The following is a 14,989-nucleotide window of genomic DNA, read 5'->3' as shown; positions in this document are numbered from 1 at the left end:
ATCGGGCACGGCAATATTTGCCCCCGGCGCCGGGAAAGCTTTGCGCCGCTGCAAGGCGAGCGCGCTCCGCCATGCGTCTTCACGCAGTCGATCGAGCTAGGGACCGGGCGGCGTCAGAACGCAAAAAAGCGAGCCCCTAACCGGGACTCGCTTCTTGTCTCGAACAGTGTACGCGTGTTCGAAAAGCGTCGTTTGAAAGCTGGTTTCTATGCGTAGGTCTTCAGTTCGCGTTCGCCGCTCGCCTCGTCCGCATCGGACTGTGCGGGCTGGGAAGCGATCTCCGTTTCCGCTCCAGCGGACGGGTTGGCGCGACCTGTGGCGGATCGATTTCCGGAGCCGGACTGGCCGTTTGCTCCTCGTTCGTTGGAATTGAAGGACGCGTACTGGCGATCCTGCTGCTGATTGGCGTCGTTCCAGGATTCGAAACTGCCGCCGGGACCGTTCTGCTGTTGGCCGGGGGCCTGCTGGAAGTGAGGCATGTTCAGGCGAACGCCCTTCTGGCTCCAGTCGTTGGCGAGCTCAGGCCAATGGGCTTTGATCGCGGATTCCAGTCCTTGCACGTCGGTTTGCATGTTGGTGGTCACCTGACCGCCCTCCATGGAAATCTTCAGCGTCATGCTGCCGCCCTGGTCGAAGTTGATGCGCAGATTCATCACGCCCGCCTTGTTGCTGGTCAGGCGATCGATGCTCTTGGTCATGGCGCTGATCACCTCCTTCATCTCCTCGGCGGTCTTGCTGACGTACGACGTCTGCTTGGTTTTGGCCGCGGCTTCCGCTCGTCTGCTGCCATCGGCCGCATTCGACTTCAATTCAAAGGCTTGCGAATCGTCGCCGGAGAGCTTTTCGCCCCCCTTGGCCGAGGCGGCCTGTTTCATGGCGGCGCCGAGCTCCTGCTTGGCGGCGGTGTCAGATCCACCCTGCTGGCCCGACTGTCCTTGACCTTGCTGCCCTGGGGTGACGTTCATGGCGCCCGGAGCCGCTTGGGCAGTCGCCCCTTGGGCATTTGAAACGCCATTCACTTGGCCGGCGTTCGCAGCTCCGTTGGGAGTGGCGGAACGAGCGGCGTTTCCGTTTGCCACAGGGCGATTGGCGGCGCCTGCAATAGCGTCACGCAAACCGGTGGCGGCAGAACTCTGAGCTTTGGCGTTAGCGGCAGCATTCGCCGCCTCTCCCGCTGCAGCGTTTTCCGCAGCGGTCTGAGAGCGATTCGCCAAGCCGTTTTCAGAAACATGAGCGCGAGCGGCAGCGGCCCGGGATGCTCCGTGGGCCGATGCTTCCTTGCGCGAAGCGTCCGCTGCGGCGGTCGCGGAATCCTTGGCCGTCTCTGCGGTCGTATTCGTTTCCACGGCACGCGCGGCCTCACCAGTCGGGGCGCCTACGCGAGGCGCCGATGCGGAGGCAGGGGCCTTGGCGTCAGCGTTCGCTGGCTGGCCGAACTGGGCGGTCTGCAATGGGGTTTCGCTCGCCGGAGCAGCCTGCGGTCTCGTGCTGGCGGCGCCGCGTTCCATGGCGGCGGAGATCGCTCCCTTCGCCTTGTCGGCGTCGATGCTCAGCGAATCAGCGGCCAAGAGACTAGCCGATTTCGCATCCGCAGCCTTCGCGCCCGCATCCACGGTCTGGCCCGAAACAGGAGCCGGTTTCGCGGTAGCGTCGGTCTTCAGAGCCGCATCAGCAGCGGCAGAAGGAACGGACGCTTGAGCAGCAGGCTTGGACTCCGTTGGCGCCGGGGCGATGGGCTTGGCGTCCACCAAAGGCTTGTCCAACGTCGAACGGCTGGGGGTCGACTCGCGAGCGACTTTCGCGGTGGAGCTGCCATCGGCGAGGGCCTGAGCGGAAGCGGCCGGCGTCGGGACGACGTTGGCGCTTGCCTCTGAGGCTTGGGCGGCGGCTTGGGCCGACGCGGGACCAGCGTTGGAAGCGGTCGGCTGGGCGGTCGCGACTGCCGGAGTCGCGCTCGGAGATTGATTTGGGGTAGCCGCTGGGGCGTTGGCCACGTTCGCCTTTGTCGCGTCAGAAGCCGCGCTCGCATCGGCGGCGGCCGGAACCGGCGTCTCCGAACTGGATTGCTGAACGGTGGAGGATGCGGCGGCCTGAGTGGCCTGGGCAAGATGGGTTCGGCTGGCGCTCATCGCCGGCAAAGGAGCAGCCACCGGCTTGCTCTTGGCAGCCTTGCTTTCTTCGTCCGCCTCGTCTTCCAGCTCGGTATCGGCATTCGCTTTCTCCTTGGGCTGGGGCGACTCCTTGGCTGCCGCGAAATCGCTTCGTTCGCCTTCGCGAGGGCGCTGCTCGCTGGCCTCGAACGAGGGCAAGGACAGATCGTCGCCCGCGCCGTCTTCCGCGCTGTAGCGCGATTGGTTTGCGGATACAGAGCTAAACGCGCTGCTTGAAAACGAGTTTCGTCCAAATCGGCCAAAGGAGTGGTTCGCAAAGCCAGGCGTCGTATTCAGAGATTCCTGACGGGCGCTTCGCGTGGTTGTTTCGCTTTGGTCTTCGCGATCCGCGTGTTCGTCCGTTTCCTGCGGCTTGGACGAATCCAATCCGAAAAGCTTCTGGGCGCCGGAGATGGCTTTTTCCCAGATGCTGCTAAGGTGGCGATCCTTGCCTCCGGTAGAGCTTCCTTGCATCGAATTCCGGTAAGCTGCGCTTCCGGCTGTCTGTTCAACTTCGCGTATCACCGGTTTCGATACGCTGGATGGCTCTATTGGCATTATATGTTTTGTTGAAGATTGTTTTTGGTATTATCGGTAAACAGCCGCAGCATGTCCGAAATTTTGGCCGCCCGACGCAGCTGGTCGGCGGTGGCACCGTTCGCGGTGGCCATCTCCTGCAGAATGGCGCCCACGGTGTCGGTTTTCATAAAGAAAAGGATCTTCACCACGGTGGAGTCGTCGAGTTCGCGAAAGATGTTAACCGCGGCGTCGGGAGTCAGGGTGGAGTAGGTTTTGGCCAGACGCTTGAGGTTGTCCTGCTCGTCCGCCTCGAGCTTCACCACCCCGTCCATCAATTCGTCGCGCATCAGCTCGACCTGCTTCTTGATGTCTTCGATCTCCGCCCGGTCGGCGGCCAAGCGTCCTTCGTAGGCGACCAGATCCTGCTCGCGGGCATCCAAGGCCAGCAAACGGTTCTCCAGCTCGTTTTTGAGCTGCATGATGTAGTCTGACGAAAAGCCCCACTCGTAGGCTTTCGGCTCCTCACGCGTCACCACCACCGCCTTGTGCTTTTTCTCCGGGAAGAGCTCCTGCCAGGAAAGCTTGAGGGCAATCAGTTGGGTCCCGATCGCTAGGATCAGGCCTAAAAGCGCGATGAACCATGGTTTCGATAGTATTTGCATGATAACTACTAGGCGCTCCTCCGCCCATTGAAGATGTCTTCAATCTCCATCGATTCTTGTTTCAGCGATTCGGCTCGATACTCCTGCAACCGCTTTTCCTTCAGATTCTCCACAACCCGCTTGTTGCGCGAGGCCACCTTCAGAGCCTCCATCGTCTCCCTGCGGGCTTCCTCCAGCTCGGCCAGGCGCTGCTCGGCCTGGGCGATGCGCCCTTCGACCTCCGCGACCTGGGCTTGCAAAGCGATGCGTTCCGCCGGCGAGAAACGGCGATCGCCTACGGTTTGCCAGGCAAGGTAGGCGTTTTCCTTTTCTCCCTGAGCGGACTCGATGGCTCGTTGAGCCTCGGTGACGCGAGCGATGGCCTCAGCGAACGCTTGCTGGGCCTTTCGCTCCTCCCATTCACGGATCTGAAGGAGGGATTCCAGATTGAATCGAAACTTCTTCATTTCAGCAGTTTGGCCAGGGTTTGGTAGCTTTCATCGCGGGCGACCATCTCTAGGTGGCCCTGTTTCAGATAGGACATGACGCGCTCGTTCACGCGGATGGCCGCATCGATGCGAGGATTGGTGCCCGGGGCGTAGGCTCCGAGATTCACGATGTCCTCATTCTTTCGATACAGAGCGAGAAAGTCGCGAGCGACCGCGGCGATTTCGAGCTCCCGCTCCGACGAGATATCCGTCCTCAAACGACTGATACTCTCTAGGACGTCAACCGCCGGGAAATGGTTGGCGGTAGCCAGCTGCCGCGACAGCACGATGTGTCCGTCGAGGATACCGCGAACGGTATCGGAAATCGGTTCGTTCAAGTCGTCCCCCTCCACCAGCACGGTGTAGAAAGCGGTGATGGAGCCGTGCTCGGAGTTGCCGGAGCGTTCCAGCAGACGTGGCAGCGTCGAGAAAACCGATGGCGTGTACCCTCGGCTGGCAGGCGGCTCCCCGACCGCGAGGCCGACCTCGCGTTGGGCCATGGCGAAACGAGTCACCGAATCCATGAGCAGCAGCACCCGCTTGCCCGCGTCGCGAAAGTTTTCAGCGATGCTGGTGGCCAGATTAGCGGCTCGCAGACGCAAGGGCGCCGATTGATCCGAAGTCGCCACCACCACCACGGTGCGGGCCATGCCTTCCGGTCCGAGATCCTTTTCGATGAACTCGCGCAGCTCTCGACCACGCTCGCCCACCAGGGCGATGACGTTGACATCGGCATTGGATCCTCGGGCCAACATGCCGAGCAAGGTGGACTTGCCCACACCCGAACCGGCGAAAATGCCCATGCGCTGTCCCTCGCCCACTGGCGAGAAGAGGTCGATGGATTTGACGCCGGTGTTGAACGGTTCGGTGATGCGTTTGCGTAGCAGAGGATTGGGCACGTTTCCCTTCATGCTACTGGTCTGGCGGTAGTGGATGGAGTTGAGGCCATCGATAGGGCGGCCCATGCCATCCAGCACGCGGCCCAGCACCTCGTTGCCCATCGGCACCTTGTTCAGCCCTGTACTCAATTTCACATGACATCCCGGATGCACGCCCGCCATATCGTCAAGCGGCATGAGCAGGATGCGGTGCTCGCGGAACCCGACCACCTCCGCCATCACGCTCAGCGCGGCCCCTGGAGAGGAAATTTCGCAGATGTCGCCCAAGCTCGCTTGCGGACCTTCGGACTCGATGATCAAGCCCGTCACCTGAGCGACCTTGCCTAGATGGTTGAGGCTTTCCACGGCTCCGACCCGCATTCCGATGTCGGAGGCCCAGGTTGGCAGCATGCGGTTCATGATGGGGTCAGCCCTCCTTGCAGCTTTTCGAGCTTGGTGGACATCAGCCCGTCAATCTTTCCGAACCGGCTGCTGAGCATGCAATCCCCGCGAGAAAGCGTGTCGTCTGCTACAAACTCGAGACCTGGGTGCCGAGCTTTTAGGTCCTTCTCGAGGTCCTCCAGCAAAGCGATATCCGAGGAATGGAGACGCACGATCATCTGCTCTTCGTTTAGACCGGATTCCTCCACTACGGATTCAACGATCTTCTCCACTGCCTCCGGCACCATCTCGAAGCCGCCGAGCGTCTGCTTCACGCACTCGTAGGTCAGCGTCATGAGAGCTTCGCGAGCTTCGGAGACGATGGTTTGAAACTTCTGTTCGAGCTGCGAAAACGTTCCTTCGCGCAGGGCGTTGATCTCGGAACGGAAGTCGAGGATCTGCTGATTGTACTGCGAGCTCGCGTCTTCGTATCCAGACTTGTAGGACGCGTCGACTTCCGCCTTGTGACGGGCGGTCGCGACTTTCTCCTGACCATCATAGCTGATGGACAAGGAGACGAGCGGCTGATCGAGCACCAATCGATGCATCTTAGACTGTTGCTCCGCCACCATCTAGGCTGATCTCCTCCTGTTCTTCCAGGCGGCGCACCACTTGGATCACGCGTTCCTGAGCTGCTTCGACTTCGGTCAGCTTGACCGGGCCCATCATTTCGAGTTCTTCCGCCAAGGTTTCCGCGGCCCGCTTGGAAACCGCGCCCATGACTGCCTCCTTGAGGGCTTCGGTGGCGGACTTGAGGGCGATGATCAGATCTCCCGAATCCACTTCGCGCATGATGCGCTGCAGGTCTGGCAGCTCCAGGCGGACCAGGTCTTCGAAGCTGAACATCTTCTTGCGAATCTCCGCTCCGAGGCTTGGATTTCTTTCCTCGATGTTGGCCAGGATGTGCTTGCTGTCCTCCTTCTCCAAGGTGTTGAGCAAGTCGGCCACCATGCGAATGCCGCCGCTCTTGTTGAGGGTGGTCTTCTGCTTGGTATCCAAATTCTTGCTCAGCGTGTTCGCCACCTTGTTGATCAGCTCCAGCGAGGTCGGCTCCATGATGCCCAAGCGCTCGATAACCTCCTCGCGCACCTCCTGGTTGAACATGCCAATGATCGGGCCCGCCTTGTCGCGTTCCAGGTAGGACAGCACGAAGGCGATGGTCTGAGCCTGCTCGGTCTTGATCATGTTGAAGATCTGACGCGGCTCCATCTGTTCGATTTCCTTGATCACCTCCGCCGAGTTGCTGGTCGGAGCGATACGTTCCAAAATGCTGGTCGCCTTGAAGTCGCCCTTGGCGATTTCCAGCGCTCGGCGGGTGTAGAGCGGTCCGCCCAAAAGCGATCCGTAGCTGGAAAGGATGAAGCTGGAAAACTCCTCCACCGCGGCCTTTTGCGTCGATTCCTCGATGGCGCTGATGGAGGTCATCTCCTTACAGATCAGCTCGATGGATTCGTCGTCGAACTCCTTGAGAATATGAGCGGCCGCTTCCGGTCCGATGACGACGAGAAACGTCGCCAAACGCTGGATACGATTCATTCCTTTGTATTCAAGAGCTGGCATGGCGACTACTTTTTAGCGACCTCCTGATCGATCCATTCGCGGAGGGAGACACCGATGTTGGCCGGCTTCTGGCGGATGAGCTCGTTGAGCATCTCCGGAGTAACCACGCTGGTGTCCTCCATCTTGCGGCTTTGCAGCATTTGCTCCGGCTGCATGACTTCGATGGAAATTTTTTCCGGCTTGTGGCGCTTGAGCATCTGCAGGAAGAAGAGGATCACCCCGATGCCGAGAATGGCGCCGACGCCGCTGCGGCCGATCTCGATCCAACGCTGGATGTTGGCATCCTGCTCCAGAACCTCCTCCTTGATCATGAAGGGATCCGCGGCGAAGGTCATTTCCTTGACGGTGACGAAGTCTGCCGAGCTCTGGCCAGGGGCGAGCTGGATGCCGAGAGCGTTCACCACGATGTCTCGAAGCTCCTCGAGCTCTTGCGGGGTGCGCTCGACGGGGCGGCTTTCGTTTCCGCTGACCTCCATGCGACGGGCCACCAGAAGGGAAGCGGTCAGTCGCTTGATGGAGCCTGGGTTTTGCACGCTGCTGACCACGCGCTCGTTGATCTCGTAGCTTTCGGTTCGCGTCTTCTTGCTGTCCTCGCGCTCCTTTAGATTGGAAACGTTCGGGGCGGTGGCGTTTGCCGGCGTATTGGCGGTGACGCCTGCCGCGCCGCCCTGCTCTCCGCTGGTCTCACGCTCGATCTGCTTGTCCTCGCCGGTGGTGAAGCTGCGAGCGACCTGGCTCTCCGGATCGAAGATCTTTTCCGTGGTCTGCACCGAAGCGGTCTCGACATCCACCGCCACGCGCACTTCGGACTGGTTTGGACCGAGCACGCGATCGAGCATGGTCTGCACTTTGCCGGTGAAATAGGACTCGAGCGACTTGCGGTAGCGAATGACGTCGTTGCTGATGCCGCTTCCGATGCCGTCGCTGCGTAGTGATTCGCTCAATACAGTTCCCATGCTATCGACCACGACCACGTCGTTGACATCGAGGCGCTGGATGGCGTTGGCCACCAGATGGCGGATGGAGTTGACGGCGCTGGAGCTCAGCGACCCGGAAGCGTTGACAAACACGGATGCGGTCGGGCGGTCGCGCCCTTCGCGGGAGGAAAGGAGGCGGTTTTCCGGCATCACCACCATCACGCGAGCGGACTCCACTCCGTCAAACTGGGAGATGGTGCGGGCGAGCTCGCCTTGCACGGCGCGGAGAAAATTGGTGCGCTGCACGAAGTCGCTGATGCCGAAGCTGCCTTCGTCGAAGAGCTCGAAGCCAGGGCCGCTGCCCCCCGCCGGGATGCCTTCGGTAGCCAGCTCCATGCGCAGGCGATGCACCTGGGACGACTCCACATAGATGGAGTTTCCCCCGCTACCCGTTTCGAAAGGGATGCTCTTCTGCTCGAGCTTGGCGATGATCTTGCCCGCTTCCTCCGGGGAAAGCTTTCCGTAGAGCAGCTGCATGTCAGGCTGAGCCGCCCAGATCATCATGCCGATCATGGCGAGTACCACGAGGCCGCCAGCCAAGATGAGAGAGATGCGCTGGTTGGCGCCGAGGGAAGACCAGATTTCCTTAAATTGTGTAAGCATGGAGGTTATTGGGGGTTGTATTCGCTAGGAGCTTACACTGGCATCTTCATGAGCTCCTGGTAGGAGTTCATCAGCTTGTTTCGGACTTCCACCATGAGATTGAAGGCAAGCCCCGCTTCCTGGGCGGCGATCATGGACTGGTGGATGTTGTCCGTCTCGCCGAGCAGCACTCGATTTGCCTCTGCGGCGGAGGCCTTGTGCTTCTGGTCGACCTCCTGTATAAATTTTCCCACTACATTGTCGAAGGACTTCGTTTCGCTGGGCTGCTGGATCCCTGGCGCTCCTTGCGGGAATTCCACGCTCTTTAGCTTGGCGTGCTCGATGGCGTTTTGCTTGAAAACTTGCTGAGCTGCTAAGTGGGAAACTGAGTCAATCATGGGAGTCTGGCGCTAGTGGTGTAGGAAATGAGAGAAAGGATTACTTGCCGATCTTGAGGGCTTGCTGAGCCATTTGCTTGGAGGTGCGAACGACCTGCAGATTGGCTTCGTAGGAGCGGGAGGCGGTGATGAGGTCCACCATCTCGTGGGTGAGATTGACGTTGGGGAGGCGGACCATGCCCTTTTCATCGGCGTCCGGATGGCCCGGGTTGTAGATCAGCTGCCCGGGTGTCTTGTCGGAGACGATATCCTTGACCTTCACCCCTTGGAGCATGGCCGGCGTGCCGTCCTGACGTTCCCCAACCTTGAGCAGCTCCGACTCGAACTGAACCATCTGACGGGCGTAGGGCTTGCCGTCCGGTCCGGAGGTGGTGTGGGCATTGGCGATGTTCTGCCCAATGATGTCCATGCGCAACTTCTCCGCCTGCAGAGCAGAGGAAGTGGATTCAAGTCCTGGCATTATGTTCATCGCTCGGTATCTCCTCTTCTAGGGTTACGATATGCGGCCGGAAATGGCGGTTTGCAGGCGCCTCAGAGAACCTGAGGTGTATTCCGCGAGAAATTCGTAGTGCACCGCGTTCTCCTTCATCTTGAGCAGTTCCTGATCGAGCTGCACGTTGTTGCCGTCCGCACGCACGCTCGGGGAATTGAGATCGGTGACGATCTTCGCATCGAGCTGGCGGATCTGCTCCACGTCGTTGGTCGCCGCCACACGGCGAAGCTGCGACTCGAAACTGGTGGAGATGTCCTGCCGCTTGTAGCCAGGCGTCTCCACGTTGGCCAAATTGCCGGCCAGGGCCTGATGCTTCGCATGCGAAACGTCCAGCAGCTTCTTCGCTAGCACGTAGTTCTCGCGTTGCATGAGTTCATCAATCATGCGTGGCACAGAGCAAAGGCCATGCCCACGAGCTACCAAACCATCATAAGAGACTGACCATTAGACTCTTAAAAATTTCTATTTTCTTCTAAGGTTCACTGACGGACAGCCGAGGAACATTTTGCCTAGAGCTTGGCTGCCCTGCTTCTCGAGGCTCCAACCGGACGGGAGATCATGGTTTCCACGCCGCGGCAGGAGGCACGGATCTCACCGCAGCTCGGCGTTCTCCCAGCGGTCTTCGTCGAGGTGATGGATGACGAAGCTCTTCGCCCCTTCGGGAAACACCGTCGTTCGCTCCTCGTTGCGATGGGCTCGCCAGGGATACGGGCATTGCTTTTCGAATGGCGGCACGCTAGGCATGGAGAGCTCCTGCTGGATCGGTCCGGCGGCGCCGCCCTTGAGGCAATCCGACAGGTCGAGCCCCTCGGCTTTCCAGCTCGAGTCCGCCCCAGACAGCCCCAACAAGGTCGGCCCCAGATCCAAGAGGCTGATCAAGGTCCGGTCGTCGCAGCGAGCCGGCAAGGCCTGCGGCCAGGAAACCATCAACGGCACTCGCACCGACTGCTCATGCGGCCACCCCTTCCGAAAATGCCCGTGGGAGCCATGCATGTCTCCGTGGGCCGAGGTGAAGACAAACACAGTGTTCTCCCACTGGCCTCTTTCCTTGAGCGTCGCGATCAATCGGGCGATCGACCTATCGGTTGCTTCGACGTGAGCGTAGTATCCGGAAAGCTCTCGCAATGCGATCCTTCGCTGCTCCGGGTCGAGCGTCGTTTCGCCTAAAAGGCGCAAGCCCTCTTCGGGGTAGCGATCGATCCCAGACGCTGGCGACGCGTAAGGAGGGTGCGGGGCGTCGAGGCTGAGCCAGGCGAACAAGGGTTTCGCCTCGTCTCGGCGGCCAAGAAACTCAACCATGCGCTCGACCAGCACGTCGCTTTGGTAGCCGGAAAACCGCGTCGGTTCGGGGAGATCCGTGCCGTGAAGCAGAGGGTCGTTTAGCAGGAAACCCGATTCGAAGCCTTCCCAATAGTCAAAGCCTCCGCGGCAGTCCTCCGGCACCACGATGCGGGCGTGAGCCTCTCCCACCACGGGCGCCGCAGGATCGCGCCGATAGAGCTGCCACTTGCCGAAAAACGCGCTCTGGTAGCCCGACCGGGCGAAGGCGCGAGCCAGCGTCTCGCTCCGGCTAGGCAGGGGATCGAAGTAGTCGCGCACCCCGTTGGCTGGGCAGGATTTTCCAGTCAGGAAAGCGGCGCGAGCGAAAACGCCGAACGGATGCGGCGTCACCGCTTGTCGGAGGTAGACGCTCTGCCTGGCCAAGGCGTCAAGGTGCGGCGTGCGGGCATTCGGATCCCCTGCCACGCCGAGGGCGCTGCCGCGCCATTGGGTGGCCATCACCACTAGCACGTCCGGCTGGGTCGATTTCGTCTGTGCGGCCATAGAGATGGGGTTACGCTTGCGGTTGCGATCGAAAAATCCAGCCCAATCCCGCAGCGCTTTCCGTTACAAAGATCCACCGAGAGAAAATTGGAATTGCCGAGCATAAAAGCAGAGCAGATTCTAGGGACATTCCCTCCCAAGGGAACTCCTCCAATCTCCTCCAACCTTCTACTAGGACCAACATGGCAGAATCAACTGACGCCGCAGCCAGCAGCGCTGCGGAAAGCGAAGACGTCGTATCCACCTTCCTCGGGATCGACCTTGAACAAATCGGCCACAAAGCCGCGGAGCTCGTCTCCCTCTACGGACTCAACATCATTGCAGCGATCGTCATCTTCATCGTGGGGCGCTTCGTGGCGGGTCTCGTCACCGGCGGTCTCCGCAAGCTGATGGAAGGACGAAAGATCGACGCGTCGCTAATCGGTTTCGCCACCGGTCTAGTGCACGCCTTGCTCATCACCTTCGTCATCATCGCCGCCCTCAGCCGCATCGGCATTCAAACCACCTCCCTGGTGGCGGTGATCGGCGCCGCGGGACTGGCCGTCGGCCTGGCGCTGCAAGGATCCCTGTCCAACTTCGCCGCCGGCGTGCTGATCATCCTCTTCAAACCGTTTCGCGTGGGCGACTATGTGGTCGCCGGCGGAGCCGAGGGCGTAGTGGAGGACATCGGCATTTTCACCACCACCGTGGTGACGCTCGACCACCGCACGCAAATCATCCCAAACTCGGTGGCGACTAGCGGAGTGATCGAAAACTATACTAAAAAAGGCATTCGCCGTCTCGATCTCGTTCCCGGCGTGAGCTATGGGGATGACATTCGCAAGGTGAAACAGGTGCTGGAAGACATCATCTCCAAAGAACCGAAAGTGCTGGCCGAACCCGCTCCTTTCGTGGGCGTGCTGGAAATGGCCGACAGCAGCGTCAACTTCGCCTTTCGCCCGTGGGTCAAGGTGGAGGACTACTGGCCCCTCTACTTCAAGTTCAACGAACAGATCAAACTGCGCTTCGACGAGGAAGACATCACCATCCCCTTCCCTCAACGCGACGTACATCTCTTCAAGGAAGCGTAGGTCGGCTCGGCCCGCCTCCCCCCCTTTCTTCAAGCGCCCGGCAACGGGCGCTTTTTCTTTGCCCGAATCCCGTCCGCGGCCATGGTCGTAGCCTCGCATGCTCGCTTCGCTGAAATGGCTCACGCTCCTCTCCCTCGACGCCCCATTGGTGGCCGTGGTCTGGCAAGCCATGCTGGCTCAGACCCTCGGCGGGGTCATCCACTGGCATCACCGGGCGTTAGTCTTTTCGTCGGTGTGGCTTGGATACGCGGCCGACCGATGGTTCGACTCCCTGCTCAATCCGCAGGCCCCCAGCGCCCAGCATCGCTATATGCGTCGCTTCGCAAAGCCCTACGTCGCGGTCTGGAGCGCCGTCCTGCTGCTCTCGCTGGCCTTGGCCTGGGCGCGTCTCGAACCTACCGAATGGACCAGAGGAACTGCCCTTGTGGCCGCTGCGCTCCTCTACACGACCTTCGCCCAGAAGGGTCGCTCCCTCCCCGCCTACGGCGTCATCAAAGGATTCCTCGTCGCCGCTCTGGTTAGCGCCAGCGCGGCCCTCTTCGTGAAGGATGTCTGGTCTTTCAACGCGCTTAGTATCCACGTTCTCGCGACAACGGCCCTGCTATACGCGTGCAACTGCTTGCTCATCCGAAGCTGGGAAAAACGCCACTCCTACGCGAAACCGGCAAACCGGTTTCTCATACCCATCACCGCCCTCAGCGCCGCGCTCGGACTGATCCTCCATCCCGATCAGTGGTCATTTGGTCTCAGCGCGCTGGCCTCCCTGCTTTTGCTAGGTTTCGTGCATCGTTTTCGTTCTTCGTTTGGCCCGATCGCATCGCGGGCCCTAGCGGACATCTGCCTGCTTGCGCCACTGCCTTTTCTACTCGTTCCATGAAACGGTCCTTCGACCTCATCGCAAGACCCTACGAGAGCCTGGAGCACTTCTACTTCGGAGACGCCCTTGAGCGCATGAGGCATGCCTGGCTTCCCGAAATCGGTCCCTGCGAGGAGGCTCTCCTGATCGGTGACGGCGACGGCCGCTTCTCCCACGCTCTGCTAGAGACCAATACTGGCATTCGTATCACCAGCATCGATACCAGCGAAAAGATGATCGAGCTAGCTCGCAAACGATGTCGAAATCACCTCGACCGTATCCACTTTGCAACTTCAAACGTCCTGAAGAGTTCCCTTCCCGCCGACGGTTTCGACTTCGTCGGCCTGCATTTCGTTCTCGACTGTTTCGAGCAAGAGCAGTGCGACGCGCTTCTGTCTCGGATCCGATCCGCTACCCGCGCTGGAGGACTTCTCGCCTATAGCGACTTCTCAGCCCACCGACATTGGCAGCGATTTTTCGTGAAATGCCTGTATTTCAGCTTCCGCGTCACCGCTGGCCTGACCACGAGCTGGCTTCCCGCCGTCGACTTCACGCCCTGGGCGATCCGACGGCATCGGACCGAAGCCTTGGGTGGGCTCGTCTTCAGCGAGCTCTGGGAAAAGCGAGGCTAACGAAGCTCCCGAGGAAAGGAGTCCACAGTGTTGTTGAGGATGCGCAGAACCCTGCGTAGAGCGTCTTCGTCCACCGCTCCCTGAGCCTCGTACCTCGCGGCGCTCACGAAGTTGTTCACCAGAGCGCAATAGCGCTTGTTCACCATGATGCCGAGCAACTCGCCGGTCTTGGAGAGAACGATGTCACCGGTCGAGGGCGAGAATTCTCCGAACAAGGAGCTGAAGATCTTGTTTTGCATCTTCACGAAGCCCGGCGTGTCGGAATCAAGCTTGAACTCGACCTCGCCATAGTAGTCGCCCTGTCGGTTCACCAGCACCGCTTCGGGGAACTTGAACGGGTTCAGGGCCGTGAGGTAAGGCTTGCTGCCCAAGCTCTCCACCTGAGACTTGCTCAAGGGCATCGCCACCACGCGTGGATCCAAAGCGAGAAAGTTCATGTGAGACGGAGTGACGCTGGAGCCTCTTCGATTCAGCGTCAGCTGCATCGAGCGAATAAATGCGGGGTTGGTACCGAGATCGAACGGTCCGCTCTCCACATGCATCAGAGCGTACACTTGCTCGCCATCGGAAACGAGCACCGTCGAAACTCGATCTCTCGTATTCACGTATCGGTTACGGCTATACTTCACCGCGTCGATCTGGGCCACCACCTGGTTGTTCACGAAATCGCTGAAAAGCTGATTCGCGTTGATCTCGAAGCTGGACCGGATCTCCTGTCGGATATCCTGAGAGCTCGCCGCCAGATCGCTGACGCCCTGAGCTAGCACGCCTGCCTGCTCCTGGAGACGTTGCCGCTCCGAGCGCTCCTCCACAACCGCTCCCTTTAGCTCCGTCACCGACTCCTGCAGAAACGCGTTCTCCTGCTGGCTCATCTTCACCTTCATGTCCAGCTCCTGCACCTGCTGCTTGGTCGAGTTCAGCTCTTGAGCCGTCTTGGCCAAGGCCTGCTCCTTGGATTCGATTTCCTTGAGTTTCTGCTGTAGCTCCTCCTGCAGCAAACGCGCTTGAGCCTGGCTCTGCAGCGCCTCCGACTCGGTTTGCTCCAAGCGCCGAGACACCTGCTGGTAGTTTTCCTGCACGCTGGCCACCGTTTGCTCCAAGCTGCTTTTCTCTTCGGCAAGCCGCTCGCGCTGTCGCTGTAGCTCTTGCTCCCGCCGTTCCGCGTCGGTGAGCGTACTTTCCAGATTCTGGATACGACTTTCCCTTTCCGCCAGTTCCCGCTGCTGGCGTTCGAGCTCGGCCGCCTTTTCCGCCAAGTCCTCAGAAAGCGAGGCCTGCTCCGCCTGCTCCTCTTCGAGCGAATACTGCAGCGTATCCAACAGATCCTGCTCCATCATGGCCATGGCCGCCACACTCGCTTCCTCCGGACTATCGGACGAGCTTTCATTCGGAGGGGGAGCCTCCTCCTCCATCTTCCACATGGAGAGAATCGTCAGTAGAAGAAAGTCGCAAAGAATGAGCAGTAGCGTCTTATTCATGA

15 protein-coding genes are annotated in these 14,989 nt (G+C 60.1%); 3 read left to right on the top strand and 12 right to left on the bottom strand.

Annotation, left to right across the window (positions count from 1 at the left end; all coding sequences use genetic code 11):
* Nucleotides 1-206: 206 nt before the first annotated feature.
* The 11 genes from QEH54_RS05875 to QEH54_RS05825 form a co-directional block, all read right to left on the bottom strand.
* A complete protein-coding gene (locus QEH54_RS05875) occupies nt 207-2,708 on the bottom strand; it encodes a flagellar hook-length control protein FliK (protein ID WP_309017713.1) in 2,502 nt (833 codons plus the stop codon).
* Nucleotides 2,708-3,331, bottom strand: coding sequence for a hypothetical protein (locus tag QEH54_RS05870; RefSeq protein ID WP_309017712.1), 624 nt, complete (start codon nt 3,329-3,331; stop codon nt 2,708-2,710). Before QEH54_RS05870 ends, QEH54_RS05875 begins: the two co-directional genes overlap by 1 nt.
* 8 nt (nt 3,332-3,339) lie before the next feature.
* Entirely contained in the window at nt 3,340-3,777 is a 438-nt protein-coding gene (locus tag QEH54_RS05865; RefSeq protein ID WP_309017711.1) for a flagellar FliJ family protein, read from the bottom strand.
* Nucleotides 3,774-5,096, bottom strand: coding sequence for a FliI/YscN family ATPase (locus QEH54_RS05860; RefSeq protein ID WP_309017710.1), 1,323 nt, complete (start codon nt 5,094-5,096; stop codon nt 3,774-3,776). Before QEH54_RS05860 ends, QEH54_RS05865 begins: the two co-directional genes overlap by 4 nt.
* Complete coding sequence (locus QEH54_RS05855) at nt 5,093-5,689, bottom strand: FliH/SctL family protein (protein ID WP_309017709.1); 597 nt, start codon at nt 5,687-5,689, stop codon at nt 5,093-5,095. Before QEH54_RS05855 ends, QEH54_RS05860 begins: the two co-directional genes overlap by 4 nt.
* Nucleotides 5,667-6,677 carry a flagellar motor switch protein FliG gene (gene fliG / locus QEH54_RS05850; RefSeq protein ID WP_309017708.1) on the bottom strand — a complete coding sequence of 337 codons (1,011 nt, stop codon included), beginning with the start codon at nt 6,675-6,677 and terminating at the stop codon, nt 5,667-5,669. The genes QEH54_RS05855 and fliG overlap by 23 nt, the downstream gene beginning before the upstream one ends.
* Nucleotides 6,678-6,682: 5 nt before the next feature.
* Nucleotides 6,683-8,257 (bottom strand): flagellar basal-body MS-ring/collar protein FliF, encoded by a 1,575-nt coding sequence (gene fliF, locus QEH54_RS05845; RefSeq protein ID WP_309017707.1) that lies wholly within the window; start codon nt 8,255-8,257, stop codon nt 6,683-6,685.
* Between the two features lie 32 nt (nt 8,258-8,289).
* Nucleotides 8,290-8,634, bottom strand: a complete 345-nt coding sequence (fliE, locus tag QEH54_RS05840; protein ID WP_309017706.1) for a flagellar hook-basal body complex protein FliE — start codon at nt 8,632-8,634, stop codon at nt 8,290-8,292.
* Between the two features lie 40 nt (nt 8,635-8,674).
* The gene (gene flgC, locus QEH54_RS05835) at nt 8,675-9,103 is read right to left on the bottom strand and encodes a flagellar basal body rod protein FlgC (RefSeq protein ID WP_309017705.1); all 429 of its coding nucleotides are present in this window, start codon (nt 9,101-9,103) and stop codon (nt 8,675-8,677) included.
* A 24-nt stretch (nt 9,104-9,127) separates the two neighbouring features.
* On the bottom strand, nt 9,128-9,511 hold the full coding sequence (flgB, locus tag QEH54_RS05830) for a flagellar basal body rod protein FlgB (protein ID WP_309017704.1): 384 nt from the start codon (nt 9,509-9,511) through the stop codon (nt 9,128-9,130).
* Nucleotides 9,512-9,718: 207 nt separating this feature from the next.
* The gene (locus QEH54_RS05825) at nt 9,719-10,951 is read right to left on the bottom strand and encodes a sulfatase-like hydrolase/transferase (RefSeq protein WP_309017703.1); all 1,233 of its coding nucleotides are present in this window, start codon (nt 10,949-10,951) and stop codon (nt 9,719-9,721) included.
* Between the two features lie 182 nt (nt 10,952-11,133).
* Between QEH54_RS05825 and QEH54_RS05820 the strand changes: the two genes are divergently transcribed.
* The 3 genes from QEH54_RS05820 (at nt 11,134) to QEH54_RS05810 (ending at nt 13,509) form a co-directional block, all read left to right on the top strand.
* On the top strand, nt 11,134-12,021 hold the full coding sequence (locus QEH54_RS05820) for a mechanosensitive ion channel domain-containing protein (RefSeq protein ID WP_309017702.1): 888 nt from the start codon (nt 11,134-11,136) through the stop codon (nt 12,019-12,021).
* Between the two features lie 97 nt (nt 12,022-12,118).
* Nucleotides 12,119-12,898, top strand: a complete 780-nt coding sequence (locus tag QEH54_RS05815; protein ID WP_309017701.1) for a hypothetical protein — start codon at nt 12,119-12,121, stop codon at nt 12,896-12,898.
* Nucleotides 12,895-13,509 carry a class I SAM-dependent methyltransferase gene (locus QEH54_RS05810; RefSeq protein ID WP_309017700.1) on the top strand — a complete coding sequence of 205 codons (615 nt, stop codon included), beginning with the start codon at nt 12,895-12,897 and terminating at the stop codon, nt 13,507-13,509. The genes QEH54_RS05815 and QEH54_RS05810 overlap by 4 nt, the downstream gene beginning before the upstream one ends.
* Here the strand turns inward: QEH54_RS05810 and QEH54_RS05805 are convergent.
* Nucleotides 13,506-14,987, bottom strand: a complete 1,482-nt coding sequence (locus QEH54_RS05805) for a hypothetical protein (RefSeq protein WP_309017699.1) — start codon at nt 14,985-14,987, stop codon at nt 13,506-13,508. The genes QEH54_RS05810 and QEH54_RS05805 overlap by 4 nt on opposite strands.
* Nucleotides 14,988-14,989: the final 2 nt, after the last annotated feature.

The sequence above is a fragment of the Pelagicoccus sp. SDUM812003 genome (assembly GCF_031127815.1).
Taxonomy (GTDB): Bacteria; Verrucomicrobiota; Verrucomicrobiia; order Opitutales; family Opitutaceae; genus Pelagicoccus.
Note: the sequence above shows the minus strand (reverse complement) of the source record. Positions and strands in the feature narration are given on the sequence as shown.

Excerpts from the sequence above, each read along its gene's own strand:
- QEH54_RS05875 (WP_309017713.1), bottom strand. The coding sequence starts at position 2,708 with ATGCCAATAGAGCCATCCAGCGTATCGAAACCGGTGATACGCGAAGTT.
- QEH54_RS05870 (WP_309017712.1), bottom strand. The coding sequence starts at position 3,331 with ATGCAAATACTATCGAAACCATGGTTCATCGCGCTTTTAGGCCTGATC.
- QEH54_RS05865 (WP_309017711.1), bottom strand. The coding sequence starts at position 3,777 with ATGAAGAAGTTTCGATTCAATCTGGAATCCCTCCTTCAGATCCGTGAA.
- QEH54_RS05860 (WP_309017710.1), bottom strand. The coding sequence starts at position 5,096 with ATGAACCGCATGCTGCCAACCTGGGCCTCCGACATCGGAATGCGGGTC.
- QEH54_RS05855 (WP_309017709.1), bottom strand. The coding sequence starts at position 5,689 with ATGGTGGCGGAGCAACAGTCTAAGATGCATCGATTGGTGCTCGATCAG.
- fliG (WP_309017708.1), bottom strand. The coding sequence starts at position 6,677 with ATGCCAGCTCTTGAATACAAAGGAATGAATCGTATCCAGCGTTTGGCG.
- fliF (WP_309017707.1), bottom strand. The coding sequence starts at position 8,257 with ATGCTTACACAATTTAAGGAAATCTGGTCTTCCCTCGGCGCCAACCAG.
- fliE (WP_309017706.1), bottom strand. The coding sequence starts at position 8,634 with ATGATTGACTCAGTTTCCCACTTAGCAGCTCAGCAAGTTTTCAAGCAA.
- flgC (WP_309017705.1), bottom strand. The coding sequence starts at position 9,103 with ATGAACATAATGCCAGGACTTGAATCCACTTCCTCTGCTCTGCAGGCG.
- flgB (WP_309017704.1), bottom strand. The coding sequence starts at position 9,511 with ATGATTGATGAACTCATGCAACGCGAGAACTACGTGCTAGCGAAGAAG.
- QEH54_RS05825 (WP_309017703.1), bottom strand. The coding sequence starts at position 10,951 with ATGGCCGCACAGACGAAATCGACCCAGCCGGACGTGCTAGTGGTGATG.
- QEH54_RS05820 (WP_309017702.1), top strand. The coding sequence starts at position 11,134 with ATGGCAGAATCAACTGACGCCGCAGCCAGCAGCGCTGCGGAAAGCGAA.
- QEH54_RS05815 (WP_309017701.1), top strand. The coding sequence starts at position 12,119 with ATGCTCGCTTCGCTGAAATGGCTCACGCTCCTCTCCCTCGACGCCCCA.
- QEH54_RS05810 (WP_309017700.1), top strand. The coding sequence starts at position 12,895 with ATGAAACGGTCCTTCGACCTCATCGCAAGACCCTACGAGAGCCTGGAG.
- QEH54_RS05805 (WP_309017699.1), bottom strand. The coding sequence starts at position 14,987 with ATGAATAAGACGCTACTGCTCATTCTTTGCGACTTTCTTCTACTGACG.